The sequence below is a fragment of the Photobacterium nomapromontoriensis genome (assembly GCF_050336815.1).
GTDB lineage: Bacteria > Pseudomonadota > Gammaproteobacteria > Enterobacterales > Vibrionaceae > Photobacterium > Photobacterium nomapromontoriensis.
Window position 1 is genome coordinate 161,277 of record NZ_JAKJSL010000020.1, and the last position, 23,692, is coordinate 184,968.

22 protein-coding genes are annotated in these 23,692 nt (G+C 42.0%); 16 read left to right on the forward strand and 6 right to left on the reverse strand.

Annotated features, from left to right (window positions below):
- The first annotated feature begins 58 nt into the window (after positions 1-58).
- Together L4D12_RS06770 and L4D12_RS06775 are read left to right on the forward strand one after the other, a co-directional pair.
- Positions 59-1,279: an FMN-binding protein gene (locus L4D12_RS06770; RefSeq protein WP_428447060.1), complete on the forward strand. Its 1,221-nt coding sequence runs from the start codon at positions 59-61 to the stop codon at positions 1,277-1,279.
- 3 nt (positions 1,280-1,282) lie between these two features.
- Entirely contained in the window at positions 1,283-1,471 is a 189-nt protein-coding gene (locus tag L4D12_RS06775) for a hypothetical protein (RefSeq protein WP_428447061.1), read from the forward strand.
- Between the two features lie 319 nt (positions 1,472-1,790).
- Here L4D12_RS06775 and L4D12_RS06780 read toward each other — a convergent pair whose 3' ends face one another.
- Positions 1,791-3,254: a pyridoxal phosphate-dependent decarboxylase family protein gene (locus L4D12_RS06780; RefSeq protein WP_428447062.1), complete on the reverse strand. Its 1,464-nt coding sequence runs from the start codon at positions 3,252-3,254 to the stop codon at positions 1,791-1,793.
- 117 nt (positions 3,255-3,371) lie between these two features.
- Here L4D12_RS06780 and L4D12_RS06785 point away from each other — a divergent pair, with 117 nt between their 5' ends.
- The 5 genes from L4D12_RS06785 to L4D12_RS06805 all read left to right on the forward strand — a co-directional run bounded on the left by L4D12_RS06785 (position 3,372) and on the right by L4D12_RS06805 (position 9,534).
- Positions 3,372-4,382 carry a helix-turn-helix domain-containing protein gene (locus L4D12_RS06785; protein WP_428447063.1) on the forward strand — a complete coding sequence of 337 codons (1,011 nt, stop codon included), beginning with the start codon at positions 3,372-3,374 and terminating at the stop codon, positions 4,380-4,382.
- A 95-nt stretch (positions 4,383-4,477) separates the two neighbouring features.
- A complete protein-coding gene (locus L4D12_RS06790; RefSeq protein ID WP_428447064.1) occupies positions 4,478-5,737 on the forward strand; it encodes a metal-dependent hydrolase family protein in 1,260 nt (419 codons plus the stop codon).
- A 430-nt stretch (positions 5,738-6,167) separates the two neighbouring features.
- Positions 6,168-6,881 carry an oligogalacturonate-specific porin KdgM family protein gene (locus L4D12_RS06795; protein WP_428447065.1) on the forward strand — a complete coding sequence of 238 codons (714 nt, stop codon included), beginning with the start codon at positions 6,168-6,170 and terminating at the stop codon, positions 6,879-6,881.
- A gap of 147 nt (positions 6,882-7,028) precedes the next feature.
- Complete coding sequence (locus L4D12_RS06800) at positions 7,029-8,636, forward strand: sulfatase-like hydrolase/transferase (RefSeq protein WP_428447066.1); 1,608 nt, start codon at positions 7,029-7,031, stop codon at positions 8,634-8,636.
- A 322-nt stretch (positions 8,637-8,958) separates the two neighbouring features.
- Positions 8,959-9,534 (forward strand): hypothetical protein, encoded by a 576-nt coding sequence (locus tag L4D12_RS06805; protein ID WP_428447067.1) that lies wholly within the window; start codon positions 8,959-8,961, stop codon positions 9,532-9,534.
- A gap of 93 nt (positions 9,535-9,627) precedes the next feature.
- Here the strand turns inward: L4D12_RS06805 and L4D12_RS06810 are convergent, their stop codons facing one another.
- The 5 genes from L4D12_RS06810 to L4D12_RS06830 form a co-directional block, all read right to left on the reverse strand.
- Entirely contained in the window at positions 9,628-10,776 is a 1,149-nt protein-coding gene (locus tag L4D12_RS06810) for an S-(hydroxymethyl)glutathione dehydrogenase/class III alcohol dehydrogenase (protein WP_428447068.1), read from the reverse strand.
- Positions 10,777-11,078: 302 nt separating this feature from the next.
- Positions 11,079-11,645 (reverse strand): S-(hydroxymethyl)glutathione synthase, encoded by a 567-nt coding sequence (gene gfa / locus L4D12_RS06815; protein ID WP_428447104.1) that lies wholly within the window; start codon positions 11,643-11,645, stop codon positions 11,079-11,081.
- Positions 11,646-12,186: 541 nt separating this feature from the next.
- Entirely contained in the window at positions 12,187-14,139 is a 1,953-nt protein-coding gene (locus L4D12_RS06820) for a diguanylate cyclase (protein WP_428447069.1), read from the reverse strand.
- Positions 14,136-15,299, reverse strand: coding sequence for a sugar ABC transporter substrate-binding protein (locus L4D12_RS06825; RefSeq protein WP_428447105.1), 1,164 nt, complete (start codon positions 15,297-15,299; stop codon positions 14,136-14,138). Before L4D12_RS06825 ends, L4D12_RS06820 begins: the two co-directional genes overlap by 4 nt.
- Positions 15,300-15,568: 269 nt before the next feature.
- On the reverse strand, positions 15,569-16,060 hold the full coding sequence (locus L4D12_RS06830) for a peptidylprolyl isomerase (RefSeq protein WP_428447070.1): 492 nt from the start codon (positions 16,058-16,060) through the stop codon (positions 15,569-15,571).
- Between the two features lie 198 nt (positions 16,061-16,258).
- Here L4D12_RS06830 and pcp point away from each other — a divergent pair, with 198 nt between their 5' ends.
- From pcp to L4D12_RS06875, 9 genes are all read left to right on the forward strand, one after another.
- Positions 16,259-16,897: a pyroglutamyl-peptidase I gene (gene pcp, locus L4D12_RS06835; protein ID WP_428447071.1), complete on the forward strand. Its 639-nt coding sequence runs from the start codon at positions 16,259-16,261 to the stop codon at positions 16,895-16,897.
- Between the two features lie 149 nt (positions 16,898-17,046).
- The gene (locus tag L4D12_RS06840) at positions 17,047-17,562 is read left to right on the forward strand and encodes a GreA/GreB family elongation factor (protein ID WP_428447072.1); all 516 of its coding nucleotides are present in this window, start codon (positions 17,047-17,049) and stop codon (positions 17,560-17,562) included.
- A gap of 265 nt (positions 17,563-17,827) precedes the next feature.
- Positions 17,828-18,046, forward strand: a complete 219-nt coding sequence (locus L4D12_RS06845; RefSeq protein ID WP_428447073.1) for a Flp family type IVb pilin — start codon at positions 17,828-17,830, stop codon at positions 18,044-18,046.
- Between the two features lie 14 nt (positions 18,047-18,060).
- Complete coding sequence (locus tag L4D12_RS06850) at positions 18,061-18,492, forward strand: A24 family peptidase (protein WP_428447074.1); 432 nt, start codon at positions 18,061-18,063, stop codon at positions 18,490-18,492.
- Positions 18,493-18,502: 10 nt separating this feature from the next.
- A complete protein-coding gene (cpaB, locus tag L4D12_RS06855; RefSeq protein WP_428447075.1) occupies positions 18,503-19,357 on the forward strand; it encodes a Flp pilus assembly protein CpaB in 855 nt (284 codons plus the stop codon).
- A complete protein-coding gene (locus L4D12_RS06860) occupies positions 19,357-20,697 on the forward strand; it encodes a type II and III secretion system protein family protein (RefSeq protein WP_428447076.1) in 1,341 nt (446 codons plus the stop codon). Before cpaB ends, L4D12_RS06860 begins: the two co-directional genes overlap by 1 nt.
- A 65-nt stretch (positions 20,698-20,762) precedes the next feature.
- Positions 20,763-21,179 carry a hypothetical protein gene (locus L4D12_RS06865; RefSeq protein ID WP_428447077.1) on the forward strand — a complete coding sequence of 139 codons (417 nt, stop codon included), beginning with the start codon at positions 20,763-20,765 and terminating at the stop codon, positions 21,177-21,179.
- Between the two features lie 15 nt (positions 21,180-21,194).
- Positions 21,195-22,424, forward strand: a complete 1,230-nt coding sequence (locus L4D12_RS06870; RefSeq protein WP_428447078.1) for a CpaE/TadZ family protein — start codon at positions 21,195-21,197, stop codon at positions 22,422-22,424.
- Positions 22,421-23,689: a TadA family conjugal transfer-associated ATPase gene (locus tag L4D12_RS06875; protein ID WP_428447079.1), complete on the forward strand. Its 1,269-nt coding sequence runs from the start codon at positions 22,421-22,423 to the stop codon at positions 23,687-23,689. The genes L4D12_RS06870 and L4D12_RS06875 overlap by 4 nt, the downstream gene beginning before the upstream one ends.
- Positions 23,690-23,692: the final 3 nt, after the last annotated feature.

Genomic DNA, 23,692 nt, shown 5'->3' on the forward strand with positions numbered 1-23,692 from the left:
GCGTGTCCGGTAAAAAGTGTCACAATAGTGCTACGTCCTTTTGTTCAAAGTGTTAGGCATGAAAACAAGGAAAGCCTCTTCTCCCAAACAACGCGCGCTATGGCAACGAATGGCGATGCTTTTTGCCCTCATTTCGCTACTTTTTGCATGGTGGGTTGGCTTTAGCCAGCAAATCGGGCTGAGTCATACCCTCGCATCTCATTTTAACGCCTCATCGCTCCTGCAAGATGACGAGCGCGACTATCGTTTTTCCCTACAGCAAGAACAGCAAGGTGCAACCACTCCCGTCTACGCGGCCTCCGCTAATGGCTATGGTGGGCCACTAGTCATGGCGTTTAATGTTGATGATAACCAGCGCATTCGTAACGCAACCTTAGTGACCCATGTCGATACTGCGGGTTACGTGGTGAATGTGATGAACCAGCGCTTTCTTGATCGTATCAATGGCAAAACCATCACCCATGCAATGGTTGTCGGTCAAGATATTGATGGCGTAAGCGGGGCGACGTTAACCGTGGTCGGTATGACTGAAGCGGTGCGAAAAGCGGCGCATGAAGAAGCGACTGCGCGGGGGCTGAGTGTTGATGCTGTGGAGACGCTATTACGCTTTCAATGGACTGATGCGATGTTAACTGTGCTGGTGTTGATGGTGCTATTTGAGCGAAAAATGCCAGCGATGTTGCGTAAATATCACATTATGCTGGTAGGTTTACTCTCAGTGGTTGTGATTGGTTTTTGGGCTAATATGGCCTTGTCTACAGCGGCATTATCGAGCTTACTACTCGGCTATTGGCCGGATCCTCGTCAGAATCCATCTCTGTATATTCTCTTGTTTACCATCGCGATCGGTATTGTTTGGCTGGGTAAGAATCTCTATTGCAGCCAATTGTGTCCTTTCCACCATATTCAGCGTTGGCTGCACAAGCTGGGGAAAAACAATTTTGCGGTTTCTGAGTGGATTAATGTTCATGGCGAGCAAGTGGTGAATGTTTTGCTCTGGCTCGCCTTAATGCTGATTTTTGTTACTCGAAACCCCGCAGTTGCTTCGTATGAACCCTTTTCAATGCTGTTCTCACTCGATGGGGTGGGGGTGCAGTGGTACATCTTACCGCTGGCCTTAACCGGCAGTTTTTTCATCAAAGATTACTGGTGTCGCCTATTTTGTCCTTTAGGCCGGGGCTTGAACTTGATGGTTGGGCTGCGTCAACAAGCCCGTAAGTGGTGGCGTAGTCGGGCAAAATCAGTACAACGAGTAAAAAACAATTGGGATAGGAGTTAAGCGATGGAATCGAAAGTGATTGAAACACAAGCGTTAGGTACACCGATCCAACGCAAGCCGATAAATGTGCAGCCAAAACGAGGTTCGCACAAGCAACCGGCTTCTAAAGGAATCATGTATGCCACCACTGCTGGCTATGGATTAACCGTGGTTGTGATTATGTTGTTTATGCTAAATGGTATTCGGATTTAACCTCAAGTATTGCTTAGTTGTATTCATTGAAGGGTGACATTTTTAGATAAAAACATGACATCAACAACTTATGAATAAGGATGCCGGAATGTTATTACCCAAGAATAGTCTTAAGGATATAGTTAAATAATGTGGGAGATGGACGTTTTTATTTAAGCATAGGTCATAGTCTTATTGTTTTGCTGTGATAAATGGTGGTGGATAATAGACAGTGTTTCCATTACTGCGTAAAACCGGGTTTGAATTTATCGAAAGATGCAACTGAAACGCGCTAACCTTAAAGGCTAGCTCGTTTTTTATTGTGGTTGATATTGGTCACTTAACTCATGCATTCCGCTTGATGCGATTCTGTTTTCATCATTGCCTGTTCGTGATGGTAGGCAGCAATGATTTTCTGCGTTGAGGTTACTACATCTTCTTCGCTTGTATGACAGCTCAGAATTGAAATCAACATTGTTTTTAAGCCTTTGTAGCCTGATGTTGATGGGTATAAATAACCTTCTTCTTGTAAGTGGTGTACGACACGTGCTGTCAGTTCGTTACGGTCGTTCTCATCACCGTAGCCAAATTGGGCTGAAAAACGATTTGAAACGACATCGTTAAGAATGGTGATCCCGTCAACCGCCGCCAGTTTTTCCGCCATGAGTTTTGCTAGTGCACTGCAATTATCAAGATGAGCGACAATGCCTTCTTTACCTAGTGATTTAAATGCAGCATACACTGGTACGCCTCGCGCACGGCGTGATGCCGAAATACCGAAGTTGATCGCATTACGATCGGGTTTATCCATCGCATCATTCAGGTAATCACCCATGTTGTTCCCGCCCATAGCGGTAGTGATAGTGCTTGGATCTTTGACAATCACCATGCCGCAGTCGTAAGGCATGTTGAACCATTTATGGCCATCGGTATCGATAGAGTCGACGCGTTCAATACCTTTCAATAGGTGTTTTTGTTTATCACTTGCTGCCGCCCATAAACCGATAGCACCATCAACGTGTAGCCATGCGTTGCTATGTGCTTCTACGCAATCGGCAATTTGATCAAAGGGGTCAAATGCACCTGAGTCAATACAGCCCGCTTGTGCACATACCAAGGTCGGTCCTTCGCACAGTTTCATCACGCGTTCCAGTTCTTCGGGGATCAACCTTAGGTTGTCATCCGTTGGTACTTTGATGATGTCTTCTAAGCCAATGCCTATCATGGATAAGGCGCGTTTAATGGTTGAGTGGATTTGATCGCTAATAACCACTTGAATGCGAGGTGCGCCATACATACCACGGGCTGCGACATCCCAACCTTCACGTTGTAACAGCGTATTTCTTGCCGTGATCAACGAAGTATAAATCGCTTCTTGTGCACCAGAAGTAAAGCCGACAGCCGAGCCTTTTGTTAGACCGAGTAACTCAACTATCCATTCTGCTGCGGTTTCTTCAACAACAGCCATTGCAGGGCTTGAAACAAAATACGGTACATTTTGATCCCAAGCACTCACCATCCAATCAGCTGCTAACGACGCTGGGAATGAACCGCCAATCGCATAACCAAAGAAACGAGGACCACCTGACGCAATGAGCCCGGCATCTACATTTTTAACCATATCATCGATAACGGTCGCAGGGTCGGTAGCATGTAGTGGAAGTGGCCCTGCAATCGCTTGGCGAAGCTGCTGTGACGTTGGTGTCTGGTCGATCTTTCTATCTGGCAGTGACTCTATATAAGAAACCGCATGTTCAAATGAGTGTTGTAATGGTGATTTATACTGATTGAATTGATGTGACATAACGCTCTACCTTGATGACGAAGTGTTATTCCATCTTAGCGAGCAGGTTTGGAAATTCTTGCCATTTGATGACAATGCTGTTTTTATCTGTCTGGGCTCGGTGTAAGGGTGAAAGCGATGGTTGAAAATCGAGAAATAGCGTTAGTTAAGCGAGAAGATATTGCGTTATTTTCGCAACTATTCAAAACGTTAGATCATGATATGTATGCATTATTGAAAGCGTCTAGGATCCCTAACGATCTGCATAACACTGACAGCTGTTACGATTATTTACCTGAAAATGCACTAAAAAATCTGATTCAAATTTTAGGCAGTAGAACAACGCCTGATCAGTTTGGGCTCTTGGTTTGGAGTGTTTGCCATGATGTGTATATTCCACGTTTGCTTGAAAAGCTCACTCACTCTTCAAGCTTAAAGGCCGCATTAGATGAATGCTGTGAGTTGCTGCAACAGACAGCCACTGGCAGTAGGGTCTATACCCAGCAAAGAGGTGGGAAATGGTGGTTAGTGAGGGATAAACCGTTTAGTCATGACGTAAGCTTTCAGTATGCCGAACTGTTTTCAGTGATTTTTATGCATGAACTGTTGTCGACATTAACCTCGGGTAAATGGATCGCGAGTGAATTGGCACTGCAATCCCATGATGCCGATATTTTTCGTAGCTTCAAGCCGCTCATAAATACCCAGCTTTATACCGCGCGATCTGTCATGGCGGTCACGATCCCTGAAGAAATGATGCTTAGCCCTGTTCACCTGCCAACTCGGGTTTCGTTTTCAGATAGCATGACAGATTCAATTAAAGCGGATTCGTTTGTTGCTGTGTTTAAGTTGGCGATTAGGCCTTATCTGTCGATGGGTAAGCTTTCTATCAAATGGGCATCAGACATCTTGGGTATTAATGTACGTACTTTGCAGCGGCGTTTAGAAAAAGAAGGCGCTATATACAGTGACATTATTGAAGCGATGGTGCTTGAGCAGATTATCGATCTGATCTGTCACACGGATTTATCGCTTACTAGCATAGCTAGCAAGATGGGTTATACCGATTCCGCCCACTTTACCCGCGCATTTAAACGTCAGATGAAGATGACGCCATCTCAATATCGGAAATTGAATCGGTCAAAATAGCCACTGTCATCAAATGGCAATTCTCTCTCTCACTCTTTGCCTATGATATGACCACACCCTAAGTTATAACACGAAAAAACAGAGAGAGTTTTGTCATGAAAATTGCAATTATTAACGCCAATGTTTTTAACGGTACTGATGATCAACTTGAGCGTAATACATCCCTTCTTATTGAAGATAATTTGATTACTAAGATCGGGGATATAGATACAGCAATAGCAGATGAAGTTATTGATGCTCAAGGCAAAACGGTGATGCCAGGGCTTATGGATGCGCATGTTCATCTCACTATGTCTGCCCCCTTCCATGAGCTAGATAAAATGACGCGTGAAGAGGTTGCAATCCGCTCTGCGAAAGTGGCAGAAGAGATGCTAATGCGAGGCTTTACCACTGTTCGTGATGTGGCGGGTAATACGCTGGGTTTGAAAAATAGTATCGACAAAGGTTATGCGACTGGCCCTCGAATCCTACCGTCACAAGCGGCTATTTCGCAAACTTGTGGCCACTCAGATTATCGCCAAAATCAGGCACAACAACGTGTTGGTGTACACGAAGATTCTCCATTAATGAAAACAGGCGCGTTTACCGTTGCTGATGGGCGCTCTGGTGTGCTTAAAGCGGTGCGTGAACAGCTATTCATGGGCGCATCTCAGATTAAAATCATGGCTGGTGGTGGTGCATCATCAACCTTTGATCCGCTAGATACTTTGCAATATACCCTTGATGAAATGAAAGCGGCGGTTGAAGCGGCTTCGGATTACGGCACGTATGTTGCCGCCCATATTCATACTGCAGATGCTATGCGCCGTGCTGCTGAAGCGGGGGTAATGTCATTTGAACATGCCACTATCATGGATGATGACATTGCGAAAATCATTAAAGACAAAGGGATTTATGTCATTCCTTCGTATTTCACGTCGTCATTGATTGCTGAGCGCAAGATCCTATTGGGCGATGAAATCTTGTACCAAAAGACTGAGCGCGTTGGTAAGGCAATGTTTAAGTCGGCAGAGCTAATTAAGAAGTACGATATTCAAAACGTGTGTTTTGGTACGGATTGTGTCGGCAGTCTCTATGTGCATAAAACACAGTCAAATGAACTGCAAGCAATAGAAAGTGTCTTTGACTCGATAACAGCTCTACGCATGGTAACGGCAAACTGTGGTCGTTTATTTGAGATGTCGACTTATCAGCACCCTTATCAGCAAGGTAAGTTGGGCGTTATTACTGAAGGTGCGTATGCTGATTTATTGATTATCGATGGTGACCCATTGTCGGGCGTGGAATGTGTAACCAATCCTGAAAAGCAAAACTTAATCATGAAAGATGGCATGATCTACAAAAATACATTGTAGAAATCGAGTCGTCTTGCTGAGTAAAAAACTACAATAATGCGAGGATTAAGCATAATACGGGTTCATATTATGCTTGACCTCGTATTACTCATTTAGCTTATCTAAGCTTTCACTTTCCTGAAAAGGTAATTACCTCGTACTTTACGCCATCGTCCAGAGATATGATTGGTTTCTCTCAGAATTCATAAAAAACAAGGTTAATTCTTGTACATCATAAAACACCTTGAAATTAGTGTTGTAGAAAATCTGAATAACATTTCTCCCATTCCTATTAAGCATGATGTTTTGTTCATAAATGTGACCAATTGGACATTATTTGTCATTGATAGGTTGAATCTTTCCAATTACCATCTGCTTCGCTGTTTTCATTTGCCTTTGATTGCGTGATTATTGCTTTCATTTTGTTGCATTTATAAAAAGGAGGAGATAAATGAAAATTAAATTATTAGCGATATTGCTAGGGGTTGCTTGTAGTGCTCAGGCTGTAGCGGAAACCAAGAAAGAAGAGAAGTCTTTTTGGGATTTACCGACACACGGTAAGTTTGAGTTTCGTCAAGAATATCGTGACGGAGTTGACCAGTACAATAATAAGTTCCAAGTTAACTTACGCCAAGGCTCTTACATCCTCGAAACTGTTGCTTATGTCAATGGCGGTAATGACAATGACATTTGGAGTGATCACAAGATTGGATCTTATGAATTAGGTCTATATCACAACTATAAGGTCAATCCTAATCTAACCATACGCCCAGGCTTCGCATATGCAATTAACACTAATGAAAACAATTTGTACATCCCATCACTTCGCTTTAGCTACCTTACTGATAACAAAGTTCAGTTAGAGGGACGTTATAAGCAAGTTATCACAAGTCACAATACTCACCGTAACCAGGCATTCGATCTATACCTAGGGTATGGAGTCAGTAAGAATGTACACCTATTATACCAAGGTAATATCACGAATTCGGTAAGCGGTAATGTTCTATTTGACAATAAAGAGACTGACTACTTTCATAATTTAAAAGCAACGTACAAAGGATTCAGCAGATTTCAGCCATACGCTGAAATTGGTGACATCAAGGTTAGTCCTAAGACTGATGAGCGTCAGTTACGTTGGCGTTTGGGTTTTGCTTACCTGTTTTAAGCATAGTGATTTATACAAAAGCAGGCTTCTTTTAAGGAGCCTTTTTTTAGTTTCACTTTAAGATAAGCAACTAGATAATTGTCACTTTTGCTTTCTTTTTCTTTTGATATATTTCAAGTTGTTTCGTATTACGCTAAGGAAAGATAAATGAAGATTTCAAGAAGAAACTTTATTCAAGCGACTACCGCTGTTGGTGCAATGACCGCACTTAATTCAGTAGCTGGCCCTATGATGGCTAAAGGCGAAAAGCCTAATGTATTATTCATAGCAGTAGATGACCTTAATGACTGGCTAGGTTGCCTAAAAGGACATCCACAAGCTAAAACGCCTAACCTTGATCGTTTACTTCGATCTTCAACTAACTTTGTAAACGCTCATTGTCCAGTTCCTGTGTGTGGCCCAAGTCGAAATGCTATCCTTACTGGTATGCGTCCTTCTACTACGGGTTGGTATTCTAACCGTGAGCTAGGTATGAAGAACCTACCAGAAATTGCAGAGCAAGTTCTTGGTGATATCCCAACATTACCACAGCACTTCAAGAATAACGGCTACCACACTATGGTAGTTGGTAAGATTACTCATCACGGTCTGTATGACTACCGTAAAGATGAGCAATGGTCAGAACTTGCTCCTAAGTGGTTAATGAAAGGCGATGATCTTAAATTCTTAGAACGTGGTCAGGGCTACGGTAGTTATGGCGAAAATGATCATAAATATTACCCGTTCCCTGCAGAGGGTAGTCAGACTTTCCCTATGTTCGGTAAGAAAGGTCTTTCTCTTTGTGCTGGTCCATTAGACCGCGATGATATTGCTAATGGCGGTATCATGCCTGATGAAATGTTTGCTCAGTGGGCTGTAGATAAGCTTAAGCAGGATTACGATAAGCCATTCTTCTTAGGTTGTGGTTTCGTTCGTCCTCACGTTCCTTACACTGCTCCACGTGAATACTTCGAAATGTTCCCGCTTGATGAAATCATCCTACCGGAATATCTTGAAAACGATATGGATGATATACCTCTTTACGGTAAGCTAATGACTCATGGCTTTATTAATGGTGGCGACCATGCCGCTGTTAAGGCTATTGGTATGAAGTTCCAGAAAGAGCTAATCCAAGGCTACCTAGCTTGCGTTGCTTTCGTTGACGACCAGATTGGTAAGGTAGTTAATGCACTAGAAAATAGTCAGTATAAAGACAACACTATCGTTGTTCTTTGGGGGGATCATGGTCAAAACTTGGGTGAGCATACAAGCTGGCGTAAAATGACTCTATGGGAAGAGTCAACACGTGTACCGCTTGCAATTCGCTTACCTAAACAAGTTAAAGGCCAAGAGACACAACAAGCCGTTAACTTACTTGACTTGTACCCAACACTAACAGAACTATGTGGATTACCTCACGTTCAATCTAATGAAGGTATCTCGCTTAAGCCGCTGATTAACAATCCTAACTTTGATCGAAAGTTCCCATCTATCACCACTTGGGGTTATAAGAACCATGCAGTGCGTGATGAGCAATATCGCTATATTCGTTACCGTGACGGTTCAGAAGAGCTATACGATCACAAGACTGACCCACATGAGCATCATAACCTTGCTAATAAGTTGGAGTACCATCAAGTCAAGGTTGACTTAGCTAAGTGGATTCCTCAGAACCAAGTACTTCCTACAGGAATGACTGATTTCAACAAAGGTGACTGGTTGGAAGCGACAAAGGCACGTTGGGAAAAAGAAGGTGTTCCAGAACACTTGAAGTAATAGTTAAAATGACTGTCATTCGTGGCGGTCTTTTATTAAGTATCAAAGTGTAGTGATGTAATGGACGCCCTATCCTCGGTGTCAGGGCGCCATTATGAATATTAACGTCGTTAGTATCGATTGAGCTAAAAAAAATTTCCAAGGTTGTGTCTGGTAGTGTGATGGAACTATAAGGTTACATACAATAAGTTGCTTGGGAAAGAATAAAATAAAGTGCAGAACAGGATCATCAATATAAATTTGAAAGTGATTATCTGAAATCAAAATAACTTTTATAAAGTACTATAAGCTGTGATCATTACATTGTAATAAGCAAGCCACGATGAAGAAGAAAGAAGTTAACCAACTAATTGAACTTATTAATAAGACATCTTGTAAATTAGAAGAACATCTGAATATTTATACACCGGTAATCAACTCAGATAAGAATGGTATTCATGAGGCCAATCTTACGTTGCAATTTGCCCATCAGTGTTTGGGAAAAGGTTGGTTCGTATATCCAGAAGCCAGCAATGTTTACCAAGATTCAAGTGCTAAAAAACCGATAAGATTAGACTTACATGTGATATGCCGAGATGAATTCATTCTTACTGTTGAGTCGAAGAAACTTTATTCTGTTGATAAAGGTAAGGAACTCATCGCTGATTTTAAGAGAGCCCAGTCAATTCAATACCCTCACTGTTATAATGATTTGCCGCATTTTATTTTGTTATTGGCTGTTACTGAATCATCAGAGTATGAGAATTGGTGGTGTCAGAGTCATAATTGGCAAAACGACACACCCGTTTGGCAAGAACTTGCACAAATTCTGGAAAGGGAAGGTATGGTTAAATCGTCCTTTGCGATAGATGCAGATAAAACACATTATTTATTGTATGCAATCACACAGGTTCGCTGAGTTAATCAGCGAGTTAGAGCGAAACTTGTTCGAGAATGATTGTTAATTGTCGCCTAAGCATAATGGGCCTTCAGCCGAAGGCCCATCAATGGCTTATTTATCCATATGAAGAACAGTACGGATAGACTCACCTTTGTGCATCAGTTCAAATGCTTCGTTGACGTCTTGTAGACCCATGGTGTGAGTAATGAACTCTTGTAGTCCAAACTCGCCAGCCATGTAACGGTTAACAATTTCAGGAAGCTCAGAGCGGCCTTTAACACCACCGAAAGCAGAACCACGCCATACACGGCCTGTTACTAGCTGGAATGGACGAGTAGAGATCTCTTGACCAGCCCCTGCAACACCGATGATTACAGATTCGCCCCAACCTTTATGGCAGCACTCAAGTGCTTGACGCATGACGTTAACGTTGCCGATACACTCGAATGAGTACTCAACACCGCCATCTGTCATTTCAACAATCACGTCTTGGATTGGTTTGTCGAATTTCATTGGGTTGATGCAATCAGTCGCACCAAGCTGTTTCGCAAGCTCAAATTTGCTTTCGTTGATATCAACACCGATGATGCGGTTAGCACCCGCCATACGTGCACCGATGATGGCAGAAAGGCCGATACCACCAAGACCAAATACGGCTACGTTGTCGCCTTTCTCTACTTTTGCAGTGTTTAGTACTGCACCCATGCCAGTTGTCACACCACAACCTAGCAGGCACACTTCTTCAAGGGGGGCTTCTTTATTTACTTTCGCCAATGAGATTTCAGGTAGAACGGTATACTCAGAGAACGTTGAACAACCCATGTAATGGAAAATGGTTTCACCATTGATAGAGAATCGGCTAGTACCGTCCGGCATTAGGCCTTTACCTTGGGTTTCACGAACCGCTTGGCATAGGTTAGTCTTACCTGACTTACAGAATTTACATTCGCCACATTCTGCGGTGTAAAGCGGGATAACATGATCACCGACTTTAACGCTGGTGACGCCTTCGCCGATCATTTCAACAATACCGCCACCTTCGTGACCGAGGATTGAAGGGAATATACCTTCTGGATCATCACCAGATAGAGTGAATGCGTCAGTGTGACATACACCCGTTGCGACGATACGAACTAATACTTCGCCAGCTTTAGGAAGCTGTACATCAACCTCTTCCATTTTGAGTGGTTCGCCCGCGGCCCAAGCAACCATTGCTTTCGATTTGATGTGAGTTTGACCTGGTTTGATTTCAAGTGTCATTGTTTTTTCCTTATTGATTACTTATCGATAGACAAGTAAGCATAAATATTGGGGTAAGCGTGGGTTAATCATAAGCGTAGTTGAGTTTTCTCACCCGCTGTAACGCTTTGTTGGATGCAGTATAGAGGATTACAAATATTTGATAATCCGTTCATTGTGAAATTCATTATTACCTATGCGTAACAATCGAATCTTTAGCTGACTAGAGTAATAAGCCGATATATGAGAGATACTGATCACTTAACAGAGCCCCTAATGCAATCATTTGGCTATTGAACATAGCCAAATGATTGGGGTGCTAGTTATGCTTTATTTTGTGCTGCAATGTGCGTTGCGATTGCGTCCATTAGGGCTGGTGACAGGCAGTCGTAGGTTGGCAAACCCAGTTCTTCAAAACGCGCTCGGATAGCATCCATGTCTTTAGGATCAGTACCCGTTTCAATGATCGATGAGACAAAAGCGGCAAACTGTGGCGCAGACCAACCTTTGTCATCGGATAGTTCAGTATGAACGAAATCAAGGCCAAAGAATGGGTGCGCACCATTTTCAATACGGCCGTACATATGAGTACCACACTCTTTACAGGCATGACGCTGGATCGCTGCCGATTCATCAATAACCACTAATTTTTCTTCATTGGCAATCACTTTAAGATTGTCACGTGAAATCACGGCAACTTGAGAAAAGATTGCGCCTTCAGGCTTCCAACACTTAGAACAACCACACGCGTGATTATGAGCAGTTTGCCCAGAAAGTTGTACGCTCACCTTGTTGGTTTTACATTTGCAGTTTAATACACCGCCATTGAATCCTTCTTGAGTTGCTGAAAAGCCATGATCAATCGCTGGGTGTAATGTAATAACGTTCATTTTTGTTCCCTTCATTAAGGTTAATAATTTTGCTAGTTGTTTTTTCATGTTATTCACTTTCCCTGGTATTCAGAGTCAGGTGTGTAGGTTTATTCTTAGGCCGCCGGTGCCAACTGCGAGCATAGTAGTTTGTTTATGATTGATTGATAATCGCACTTATAATAAAAAGACTTTTACTGTTTGAGTGGCAATCTTGTCGATGTGAAAAGATGGAGTAAGCGCGATTATGGTTGTTTTATGTTGAAATGACAGGCTGGTTGATACTTATAGCCTGTTAAATTCTAACTCAAGTAATTGAATTTAAATGAAAAACTCAATTGTCACCAATAGGTAATAATATGTTTATTTAGTGTTTGTTGGGTTGTTTTTTGGTAATGGCGGTAATGGTCATATAGACGGGCGTGACGAATGGTTGTTGTGATTTAACACCGAAAAAAATAATAGTGGGCTGTGAATTATCCAATAAAAGGACAAGCCAATAACGACTTGCCCTTTATGTTGTATAACGAATAAGCATCAAAGTGCCATTAGCATGATTGGTTCAGTTTTGCTTACCACTACCTGAGTCGTAATACTCACGTTTCTTGCGGTACATATCTTTATCTGCAATCGAAATGAGATTTTTGAGCGATTCAGTTTCACTGGAGGCACCCCCTACCGAGAACTGGACCGGATACGGATTATTCTCGCTTAGCTCTATCCATCGATCTTTTTGCACGGCATCTAATTTAGAAATAATGGTGTTAAGTTCAGTGGTACAACATTCTTTAGCTATAATGGCAAATTCATCACCCCCAATACGGTAAAGGGTTTGTTGAGCATCAAGGGCGGAGTGGATCAGTGCCGAACATGTTTTGATTAACGCATCACCACGGTCATGCCCATAGGTGTCATTCAGATTTTTTAATCCGTTAATATCCACAATGAGGATAGACATTGATGTCCAAAGGTCTTTTGCGATAGCTTCTCTTGCGTACTCAAAATCATCATCAAATGCTTTACGATTAAAGCAAGCTGATAGTTTATCTCTGCGGGCAAAATCTTCTAATTCGAGCCAGGCGTAAAGCTGCTTATTAAACAGTTCAAATAAAATAGTATCATCATCAGATAATGTTTTATCGCCAAAATCCACATAACCAAGTTCATCGCCATTTGAAGAGAGCATGGTTTTTACATGTTGCCCGGCTGGCTTTGAAAAGCTGAATTTGATGTCATAGCGTGGCAATAATTTGCTTAATCCCGCATTAATCATTTCTGGAATTGCGTGGTAACCGATGCCCGCATGGGCTGCGGAGAAATTAATCAAGGTCATCAACTTCACCTGATATTGTTCCTCTCGCGTTAGCGAGGCTCTCAGTTCTGCGGTTTGCTCAGCAACGGTATGCTCCAGGCGTTGGTTAAAATCAGCCAACTGAATGTTAGTGTCCTGTACTTGCTGATTTGCCCCTTTCAATGCTTTGTTGCGATCTTCCAGTTCGTCCATTTGCTTGGCGATTTTTAGCCAGAGTGAGTCAATTAATGAGACCAGTTGTTTAAATTCGCTGAATTGGTATTTTTTAGGGTCAAGATTTGGCCGAATTTGACGCTGGAAGCTGCGGACAACCCGTTCAATTTCTCGGATAGGCCTTGTTAACCAGCGGCTAATGAGCAAAGCAATAACAAACGTGACCAGCAGTGTCACAATAATAATGTGCAGTAATTGCGCTTTCGACTGTGCGAGCTCTTTATTTCGTTCAGCATCCGATACGCGATGCACAATGGTAAGTTTTAATGGTGAGTTGAACCAATCATTATTGATCGTTACGTAACTGAGATAGCGATTCTCGTTGTATCCTAATTTGGTCATTATTCCATAATGAAATTCAGCGGACTCTTGTTGGTACAGAAACGGCTTTGAAAGCTGTGCCAATGCATCGAAGGAGACCAAGACTACAATGTAACCCTGAGGCTCATAGTCGGAGCCGGGTAATAGGGTATAGGGCAATAATGGGCTGACTAGCGCAATCCCGCTTTGTCCACCTTTCAGAACGAGATGCTCGTCGGAGTAGGCGGTATGGAAGGTTTGGCCTTTTTCGTATATCTTTTGTGCGTGACGTATCTGTGTGAGCAGTTTACTGATCTCAAGATGGTAAAGAGAGCCATTGCTCTCATACATTGGCTGCCAATCTTTATCGAGAATGTAGGTCGCACTCACGTTGGTTGCGAGCTTCTCAAAGGTTTCAATTTTTGGCCGGATTACACTCGAATAGAGAATGTTATCCATTCCTTGTACCAACAAACGGTCTTTTGAGTACCAGCGTGTTAAATTTGCAATGACGGTCAGCTCATGCTCGATGGTGTTTCGAATGCTTTTTGTGGTGTTAACCAGCTTGCTTTCTTTTTCAACCAGCAGCGTATTTTGGTGTTTTTCAATCATGCTTGCGCCCATCCAATAGGCTGGCAGCAAAGAGCCGAGTAGCACAATAAAGGTTAATATATTGCGTAAACTCATCATAATTTGTTCGTTCTACGTTTGTTAATGTGCTGAGTGTGCTTCTCGATAAACTGCGTCACGAAGGCGGCGGACATGTCTGCTGGCATGCCTGCTCTATAGCGTTTATAACCGCGAATTAAGGCTTCCCATGTGACCGCCATCGCAACAGTACTTGGCATCACATAGGCAGGTTTGAGCTCTTTGTATAAGGCACTGTAATAGCTCGTGGACGTATCATATGACAGCCGGTTAACCGTACGATTAGTTGAGATTAAATTTTGGTTGATGATGACATCTTTGATAAATGCTGGCTGTTGAACGATGCGGGTTAAGGTATGTAATGCCAATTTTTTATCAGGGTCTGACATAGCCACAGTGGTAAAAGCCAAGACCTTTCCACCACTTAATGAGTGCATTTGATGGTTATTATAGGTCGGCAGGGCATGAATTTTTAATTCAGAACCAAAGTGTTGTTTTAATTCGCTCAGTGCCCAATCGCCATCAATTAAATAGGGCACTTTACCCTGAATAAACTGTTGCCGCGCTTCATCTTGCGTCCCATTTTTTGTGACAACATGATTATCGATTAGCGAGCCGTAGAATTTCAATGCGGTGGAAAGCGCGCCGATGTCTATATCGGTGACCGCATGCTCATTGCGTTCACTGAACATGGAAATGAAGGCCATTAAGAAGTACATATTGGGATGTTGCATTGCCACTTCTGTTTTTCCACTTTTTGCTGTGGCGATAAGGGCTTCCCATGTCGGGCGTTCATTGTTGGTTAGTTTTGTATTGACGTATAAGACAAGATGGTTCCCTAGTCCTAGCGGCACACCATAAATGGCGCCGTCTACCGTCACCAGTTCAAGCGCTTTCTTTTCCATTTCTTGTTTGTTTATCCAAGATGTGGGTATAGCGGCTAAATCAAAATAGTCGTGTAACCCCAAGAAATCGGAAGGGACCCAAATGACATCAGGCACCGTGATACCCGTCTGCTTGGCGAGTAATAATTCTGAACGTATGTTGTTCACATCAAACTCGCGGATCGCTAAGGTGTTGGGGGTTTCTGCTTCAAAGCGGTGCTTGATCTCGGCGACCGTGGAGTATTCGATGCCACTCCATACTTGAATTTCTTGTGCTACGCTCCAGCCTGAATAGATGGCAACGAAAATTAGTATAATGGTTCTCACTGTCAATCCTATTCGACATGGATATTCTTGTTGGGTATTTTCTCTCAAACTGATATGTGAAGTCTACTTATGCTGTTTAGTCGCGACGTTTATACCCAAGTCACATCAATATCAAAATAAAGGATTTACGTATAAATCCGGAGCGGAGTTTGATTCTGATATAAAAAACAACATTAAATGATTGGCAAAGGCATGTGATGAACGTGAACGTTATAAGCTGATAACCCAGCCTGATTGTAAACTGGGTTATCGCAGTCGTATTACTTAATCGTCACTTTTTCAATAATGATCGCATCACGAGGTACATCATCGTGACCGAATTTAGATCGCGTTTTGACTTTGGCGATTTTTTTAACGACATCCATACCGGCAGTCACTTTGCCAAATACCGCGTAGCCCCAGCCTGCGTTAGTGGTAGCGGTGTAATCAAGAAAATCGTTATCATCCAGGTTGATGAAAAATTGTGCGGTAGCGGAGTGTGGTGCATCGGTGCGCGCCATCGCAATAGAACCAATGACATTTTTAAGCCCACGGTTAGCTTCATTAACAATGCAATCACGTGTCTCTTTTTCTTTCATATCCGCGGTTAGGCCACCACCTTGAATCATGAAGCCGTTGATGACACGGTGAAAAATAGTGCCTTCATAAAAGCCATCCTGACAGTACTGCAAGAAATTCTTAGACGTAACAGGTGCGTGTTCCATGTCTAGTTCGATTTCGATGTCGCCAACATTGGTAGAAAGGGTAATCATTTTCGAGGTAACTCAATTGATGGTTAGTTTAGCTGGCAAGTATACCTAAGATTACTTAAACGTGGTTCAATATTGTGCCAGTGGTATGACTTGAACTGAGTAATAAACATCAGATGATATTGAGCAAGGTTATTCTTGGTTAGTCATGTTAGCGACCCACATTGTTATTATGCATTCCTTTGCGTTTTGAGAGCATTCATGAAAAAAGTACTAATTACAGGTTTTGAACCTTTTGGCGGCGCGTCAATTAACCCGGCTCTTGAAGCGGTAAAACAACTGGCGGGCTACCCGCTGAATAATGGCGAAATCGTGGTCTGTGATGTGCCAGTGACACGCTATGAAGCCATTGATGCCGTGATTGCGGCGATTGAAACACACCAGCCTGATTTTGTGATCACTGTGGGCCAGGCTGCGGGTCGCACTGCAATCACGCCAGAGCGTGTTGCCATTAACGTGGATGATTTCCGTATTCCCGATAACGGTGGTTATCAGCCAATTGATGAAGCAATTGTGCAAGACGGCCCTGATGCGTATTTTACCACCTTGCCGATCAAGGCGATCACCCGTACGTTGCAGGAAAAAGGCATTCCTTGTCAGGTGTCGAACTCTGCGGGTACATTTGTGTGTAACCACCTCTTTTATGGTGTACAGCATTACCTACGCGATAAAAACATCGGACATGGCTTCATCCATATTCCGCTATTACCGGAACAGTCGTCGGCAGGTGAGCAGCCGACAATGGCGCTAGACGTCATTGTTGAAGGCTTGAAGCTCGCCGCACAAGCTACCATTGATAATGAGCACGATATTGTATTTGGTGGTGGTCGCGTTTGCTAATCAGCCGTTAAAGGTTGACCTTGCAAGCCAAGCCGAACAATGAAAATCGCGCCGAGTGAATAACTCGGCGCTTTTTTATATTGTGTTTAAAATAATGGCCTGATTTCAGGTAATATAAGCGGCTTTAACTGCAACCACTTATTGCCCTCATGAACTCATTAGACCAAGCAACAGACAAAGTAATCGACAAAATACAGCTGATTGATGTGCTCATCGAGCAGCTTAATCAGGTATACCTAGGCGCGCTTGAAGCCGCTGATCGGGCGCACAGTACGGCGACTGATGAAGAGAATGTGGCAGAAAATCAATACGATACTCTAGCTCTTGAAGCGGCTTATCTGGCTCATGGCCAGTCTCAGCGAGTGGCAGAATGCATGGCCGATTTGGCTGCCTATCAGAAACTTAAACAGTCAATGCCGACAACCCGTGAGCAGGTACTACTAGGGTGCCTTGTTCACTTGATTGATGAAAATGACAATGCCAAGTTTGTCTTTTTTGGTCCTTCAGCGGGCGGCATAAAAGTGACGTTTGCAGGGCAAGAGGTGGTTGTCGTTACGCCTAACTCACCGCTCGGAGAAGCACTACTTGGGCTGGAAGTGGGAGATGATGCAGAAGTGCACCTTGGAATTAAGATCGCTAACTATGAAGTGGTAGCAATAAGTTGACGTCATTAGCACGTGAGTAATATCACATAACATTATGCAATATATGAAGTTAAAAAATAATTTTGTGTGTATATTCTCAATTTTCGATCCCGTATCTTATTGATAATAAAAAATATTTATTGAATCTATCGACGTTCATCATGTTCAATATTAATGTTGCGAAGTTATTTTAGGCTATCAGTTGCTATGTAAACGAGTTCACATGCATTTTTTTAGGCTAAGATCATATTTCCAGTAACTGATTTATTAGCAGAAAGGAATGACTATGATCACTAAACTATATACGAAGACACACGCTTTCATGACTAGCTATAAGAATGATGAGCAAGGAGTGACAGCGATTGAATACGGTTTAATTGGTGTAGCAATGGCAGTATTGCTTGGGGTCGTTCTAAGCTCTGGTGATAATACCATGCTGGGCGAACTACAAGATGCATTTGATGGTATTTCTAGTGCATTGTCTACAGCAACTGACACAGAATAAATGTGTTATTGCGAATGTATATTATGTTCGCGCTTGGCGGTTTTTTAGCGCTAATATCAATTAGTGATATTACTTTTCGCCGCATTCCCAATATAGCTATTGTTGTTATATTGGGGATCACATTCATATTAAATGGACAACATGATGTATTAAATGGTTGGTATAGTGCTATTATCGTTCTTTGTTTGTCTATTATATTAGTTGCTATGAAGGTAATAGCCGCTGGTGACAGCAAGTTGGCCACGGTATTAGCACTTGCTATACCACTATCAAGTTTATTATTAGCATTATGGTTGACATGTTTAATTGGTGGAATGCTAGCCCTAATTTATTGGGTGAAATATCGAATAGCAAATAAAACGTTGTCAGGGAAGGATCCCGGCTTACCTTATGGTGTGGCTATTTCAATTGGGTTCTATATTCCTATTCTTGCACATCACTTGTAAAGGCAAGCCTATGAATTCGAAAATAATTTTTTTGATAGCTTTCATTGCCGTTGTTACGGGTTTATACGGACTTTATGACGCGTTCACCAAAAAGCCTCATCAAGAGGCACCTATTATTATTGAAATGGTGCCAGAAAAAACGGTTCGCTACATTACGCTATGGCGAGCAAAGGAAGACTTAAATAGAGGCAGTCCGATCACTACCAGCCAGTTAAATCGAGAGCAAATTGTGTTTGAAGATGCGATAGAGCTTGGGTTTAAAGATGATGTAAAACTTGATTTTGAATCTTCAACTCTGCTCAATAGTTCAATAGCCAAGGGTGATTTTGTCTATCCGGAGCAACAAACCAGTAAATCACAACCCGGTTATCTTGCGCTATTGATCACTGAAGGGATGACACTTTATCCACTCCAAGTGACAAGTAAAAATATCATAAATGATTTTATTAGTCCTGGAGACTATATTGATATTTTAGCTGTGAGCTCTCCTGTTGCTAATTTAGCTACGCAATCAGAAATCTTAGATCAATTTCACGGTGTTAAAGCATCTATCTTTCTTAAGAAAGTTAAAGTGATGAATATCGATATAGGTAATGGAGAATCTGATAAAAATGATAATGATGAGTTTTTTATAGCTCGTTCAAAAAATGCATCAGATTCCATGATAACTGTCGTTATTGAGGTTTCTCCCTCAGAATTGGCCAGATTATCACTTGCGCAACGAACAATGCATATTGAAATCTACCGCAGTCATGCTTATAAAAAGCCACTTCATGCTGAAGTTAGAGATGTAATAGAGAATTACTCTGGAGTTGAAGAGTTACGCGGTTCAGGGAATATAGAACATGCTGGAGGTATACTCTAATGGTGAGAATAATTTATAAATTAATACTCATTATTATGTGTATGGCATCAACCTTGAGTTTTGCTGCTGATCGTTATATTACAATTAATGATGCATCACATATTTCTTTACGCCAGCCAGTAAGCAAAATATTTATTAGTGACCCAGATACGGCAGATTATCAAGTTATTAATGAACAGGCTATTGTTGTATTTGCAAAAAAAGTAGGGCAAGCAAGGTTAATTGTCTATGGGATGGATGGGCAAGTTTTACTTTCTGACCGTATTATTGTCGATATAGACTTAACTCAAATTCGTCGTCAAATTAAACTTCATTATCCCGATTTTAATATCAAGTTGGAATCAGTTGGTGAGCAAGTTTCGGTAAGTGGTACGGTATCTTCAGAACAACAGCGTGATGATGTTTATCGAATGGTGGCTAATTTACTACAGCGTGACAGCCATGAACGGTATGACAAATCTTATAAATTGGCCTTTGCGGATACGGGGTTAGAAGAGCCGGAAAGTATGATTTTTGCGCGTAATACGGTCTGGAAAGGCATTATAGAGAATTTAGTTGTTACCAGCGTTCAACAAATTAATGTAAAAATTTCCGTCGCTCAAGTAACCGAGTCGTTTGCGAAAACCATTGGTACTGATTGGGGGACGATTGGAAGCAGTATTGGTCAATTTGCTTTTACTCAGTTTGAAGCGGCGGATCTAGCGACGCTGATAACCGCATTAGGGGATGAGAGCATGGCAGAAATACTCGCGGAGCCAAATTTAACGGTTTTATCCGGAGAATCAGCCAGCTTCCTCGTGGGAGGGGAAGTCCCTGTTATTGTTTCAACAAACAATAGTGTCAATATTAGTTTTAAAGAATTTGGAATCAAACTTGATCTGACCGCAAAGGTAATGAGCGATGAAAAGGTGCGTATGCAACTCGCTCCGGAAGTCAGTGAAGTAGAACAATATATTAAAGCGGCAGGTATTGAGGTGCCGCAGTTAGCATCTCGCCGCGCTATGACAACGGTAGAATTGGCCGATGGTGAGAGTTTTGTCCTTGGTGGCTTAATGAGTAGTCAGGATTTTGAGCAAATGCAAAAAATCCCATTGATAGGTGATTTACCTATATTAGGCGCGGCATTTCGGAAATCGGTTACTGAACGAAAGAAAACAGAGTTGCTCATTGTTGCGACAGTTAATCTTGTCAGGCCTATTTCGCCACAGGATGTGCAACTTCCGTATATGAATAAAACATCGACATTATCACGATGGTTTAATTTTCCACAAGTTGGTAGCTCTGAATCAGAGAAAGAATTAAGTATTGATTTATTATCTAGGGGAGGGTTTATCCAATGAGGACACTCTTCATAGTTTGTATTTGTTCTCTATTATTGTTTTCTATAGGGGGCTGTGCAGAAAAAATGTTCGATGAAAAAGGTGCTGAAGCTCTGGTTTATCCAGAAACGCATACTTATTTATTTACTATTAAACAAGGTAGTAAAGAGATAGAAAAAGAGCTCGATAATATTATCCAAACCGCACGCCAAGCCGACCATTATTTTTCGGTTAGCTACCGCCATGGATCTCCACGAGGGAAAATTCTTGCTCAGAAACAGATAGAAAAATTACGTTTATTGAACATTTCATCAGAGCAATATAGTCCAGTTAGTACGCCAAGAAGTGGTGTTGATTTAACAGTAGAAGTTTCATTTTATCAGCTGAGAACAGAAATCTGTGAGCCTGATACGATAGAGATAGTTGGTAAACGGCGCGGTTGTTTTGTTGAAACTATGCGAATGAAACAAGTTGCGAGCCCTCAAGGATTTATAGGGGAGTAATGTATGTTTGATTTAGTGAAAGCGATTAATACAGGAGCTGGTCCTCAGTCATCGTCATTAAACGCCCCTAAAGGTTGCACACTGATTTATCAGACGGCTGAATGCCTTTCTTTAGTCAAAGAAATCACGCTTTTCGAAGGATGGATTGAGCCAACAGTTATAAAAGAAGCCCTTCATACCCAAAAGATTGACAGTAATATCCTTAATGATGTTGTTGTTCTTGAATTAAACCAATCAAAAAATGTCGTTGACGATGCTCGGTATTTTGCCAGTCAGGTTCCACCTCATAAAGGGGTTATCATTATTGGTAAAGAAGATGCGATTTCAACATTACGATCGTTGAAAGAAATGGGATTCTATTACGTACTATGGCCGGTTAATAAGCAAGAGCTGACAGAGTTTATTACACACGTAAATAATAATCAGCAGAACTTTTCTGGTGTCAGTAAGCAGAGAAAAGCAAAGAGTGTGGCTGTTGTTGGATCAAAAGGTGGAGTTGGCACCACATTGATCTGTGCTGAGCTAGCTGCAATATTATCGGCACAAGGTGCTGATACGATATTGGTTGATCATCAGTACACTGATAGTGATATTGATGTCATGTTGGGGATAAAATCATTTCAAAAATATAACATGACTGACATGACCTCTCCGGTTAATGAATTGGATGACGAAAGTGCGATGCTTTTTTTAACCGACGTTAAAGCAAACTTGCGTATACTGGCGTTGGAAGGTGACGTATCAGACAGCGAAATACTGTCGTTAAGCCAAGCGTTATGCAAACGTCTAAGTCGAAATACTAATTTTATCATTGAAGATTATTCTGGAAGTACTTGTTTTCGAATCGATCCCCAGTTACTTGTCGATCGTAATGACGTTGTCATCATCGTTATTGAACCATCGGTGGCCTCTGTGCGTAATGCTAGAAATCTGATTGAAAAAATTAATAATTTACATATGTCTGAGGGACAGATGGTACGTACCATTTCGGTTCTTAACTGCCATCGCCCTTCCAATGCATTTGCTTTAACTCGAAAAGAAGTTGAGCTGTATCTCGAAGCTCCGATTGACATTGATGTGGCTTTTAATAAGCAACTATCTCGAATCATTATTGAAGGCAAGCGGGCTTATCAACAAGATAAAGCAATGGAGACCGTTTTTGATAGCCTTGCTCGATTAATCAACGGTAAGGCAAATGAAAGTAAATCGTCTCTTAATTGGCTGAAGAAGGTATTTAAACGATGAGTTCAATTAAATCACTTTATATCGATTTTCGTCAGCAAATCTTTGATGCTTTAGATGCAGAAGCAGTTAAGGAAATGAGCAGAGAAGAGCTGGAAAAGCAGATTTTTAATGCGGTTGAAATTTTGATCCGTAGCGCTGGCCGGCCAATTACAACGACGATGCGAGATGGATTAGTTAAAAATTTGATTGATGAATTGCTGGGGTTAGGGCCGCTGCAACCGCTTGTCGATGATCAATCAATTACGGATATCATGGTTAACGGACCAGATGTTATTTATTTTGAGCGAGAAGGGAAACTGAAACGTTCTGAAATTACGTTTGTAAACGAAGCACAGCTGTTAGAAGTCGCGAAGCGAATCGCGTCACGTGTCGGACGACGGGTTGATGAATCATCGCCAACGGTGGATGCTCGTTTGGAGGATGGTAGCCGGGTCAATATCGTTATTCCTCCCATCGCGTTAGATGGCACAGTTATCTCAATACGTAAGTTTCGTGAACAGAAAATAGGTCTGGAAGAGCTTGTCGGATTCAGCGCTTTATCTCCGGAGATGGCACGGGTTTTAATGATTGCATCTCGCTGCCGTCTGAATATTTTAATTTCGGGGGGAACAGGCTCAGGAAAAACAACATTGCTTAATGCTCTCTCTCAGTATATTGAAGAGGATGAACGGATCCTCACGATAGAGGACGCCGCAGAACTCAGGTTACAACAACCTCATGTTGTCAGACTCGAAACCCGTACCGTAAGTATTGAAAATACCGGAGAGGTTAACCAACGAGATCTCGTTATTAATGCCCTTCGAATGCGACCAGATAGAATAATTTTAGGTGAGTGTCGAGGCTCAGAAGCTTTCGAGATGTTACAGGCTATGAATACTGGCCACGATGGATCAATGTCTACATTGCATGCAAATTCACCAAGAGATGCGATATCACGCGTAGAATCAATGGTGATGATGGCCAACTTAAATCAGCCGCTTGATGCGATACGCAGGACGATCATCAGTGCGGTGCACCTTGTGGTTCAGGTAAACCGATTACGTGATGGTTCCCGTAAGGTAACCAGCCTCTCCGAAGTTATTGGTCTTGAAGGCGAAAATGTGGTCATGGAAGAAATATTTCGTTTTCAACAGAAAGAATCAGCAGTTGATGCCAAAGTTGAAGGGGACTTTGTTACTCAGGGGTTAATGCAACGCTCAGAGATTGTCAAAAAAGCTCAGTTTTATGGCTTATATGATGAGCTGATGGGCGCATTTAGGAGATAGACA

What these genes read in the sequence shown, in the direction of transcription:
- L4D12_RS06770 (WP_428447060.1), top strand. Translation starts at nt 59, where the DNA reads ATGAAAACAAGGAAAGCCTCTTCTCCCAAACAACGCGCGCTATGGCAA.
- L4D12_RS06775 (WP_428447061.1), top strand. Translation starts at nt 1,283, where the DNA reads ATGGAATCGAAAGTGATTGAAACACAAGCGTTAGGTACACCGATCCAA.
- L4D12_RS06780 (WP_428447062.1), bottom strand. Translation starts at nt 3,254, where the DNA reads ATGTCACATCAATTCAATCAGTATAAATCACCATTACAACACTCATTT.
- L4D12_RS06785 (WP_428447063.1), top strand. Translation starts at nt 3,372, where the DNA reads ATGGTTGAAAATCGAGAAATAGCGTTAGTTAAGCGAGAAGATATTGCG.
- L4D12_RS06790 (WP_428447064.1), top strand. Translation starts at nt 4,478, where the DNA reads ATGAAAATTGCAATTATTAACGCCAATGTTTTTAACGGTACTGATGAT.
- L4D12_RS06795 (WP_428447065.1), top strand. Translation starts at nt 6,168, where the DNA reads ATGAAAATTAAATTATTAGCGATATTGCTAGGGGTTGCTTGTAGTGCT.
- L4D12_RS06800 (WP_428447066.1), top strand. Translation starts at nt 7,029, where the DNA reads ATGAAGATTTCAAGAAGAAACTTTATTCAAGCGACTACCGCTGTTGGT.
- L4D12_RS06805 (WP_428447067.1), top strand. Translation starts at nt 8,959, where the DNA reads ATGAAGAAGAAAGAAGTTAACCAACTAATTGAACTTATTAATAAGACA.
- L4D12_RS06810 (WP_428447068.1), bottom strand. Translation starts at nt 10,776, where the DNA reads ATGACACTTGAAATCAAACCAGGTCAAACTCACATCAAATCGAAAGCA.
- gfa (WP_428447104.1), bottom strand. Translation starts at nt 11,645, where the DNA reads ATGAACGTTATTACATTACACCCAGCGATTGATCATGGCTTTTCAGCA.
- L4D12_RS06820 (WP_428447069.1), bottom strand. Translation starts at nt 14,139, where the DNA reads ATGATGAGTTTACGCAATATATTAACCTTTATTGTGCTACTCGGCTCT.
- L4D12_RS06830 (WP_428447070.1), bottom strand. Translation starts at nt 16,060, where the DNA reads ATGATTACCCTTTCTACCAATGTTGGCGACATCGAAATCGAACTAGAC.
- pcp (WP_428447071.1), top strand. Translation starts at nt 16,259, where the DNA reads ATGAAAAAAGTACTAATTACAGGTTTTGAACCTTTTGGCGGCGCGTCA.
- L4D12_RS06840 (WP_428447072.1), top strand. Translation starts at nt 17,047, where the DNA reads ATGAACTCATTAGACCAAGCAACAGACAAAGTAATCGACAAAATACAG.
- L4D12_RS06845 (WP_428447073.1), top strand. Translation starts at nt 17,828, where the DNA reads ATGATCACTAAACTATATACGAAGACACACGCTTTCATGACTAGCTAT.
- L4D12_RS06850 (WP_428447074.1), top strand. Translation starts at nt 18,061, where the DNA reads ATGTATATTATGTTCGCGCTTGGCGGTTTTTTAGCGCTAATATCAATT.
- cpaB (WP_428447075.1), top strand. Translation starts at nt 18,503, where the DNA reads ATGAATTCGAAAATAATTTTTTTGATAGCTTTCATTGCCGTTGTTACG.
- L4D12_RS06860 (WP_428447076.1), top strand. Translation starts at nt 19,357, where the DNA reads ATGGTGAGAATAATTTATAAATTAATACTCATTATTATGTGTATGGCA.
- L4D12_RS06865 (WP_428447077.1), top strand. Translation starts at nt 20,763, where the DNA reads ATGTTCGATGAAAAAGGTGCTGAAGCTCTGGTTTATCCAGAAACGCAT.
- L4D12_RS06875 (WP_428447079.1), top strand. Translation starts at nt 22,421, where the DNA reads ATGAGTTCAATTAAATCACTTTATATCGATTTTCGTCAGCAAATCTTT.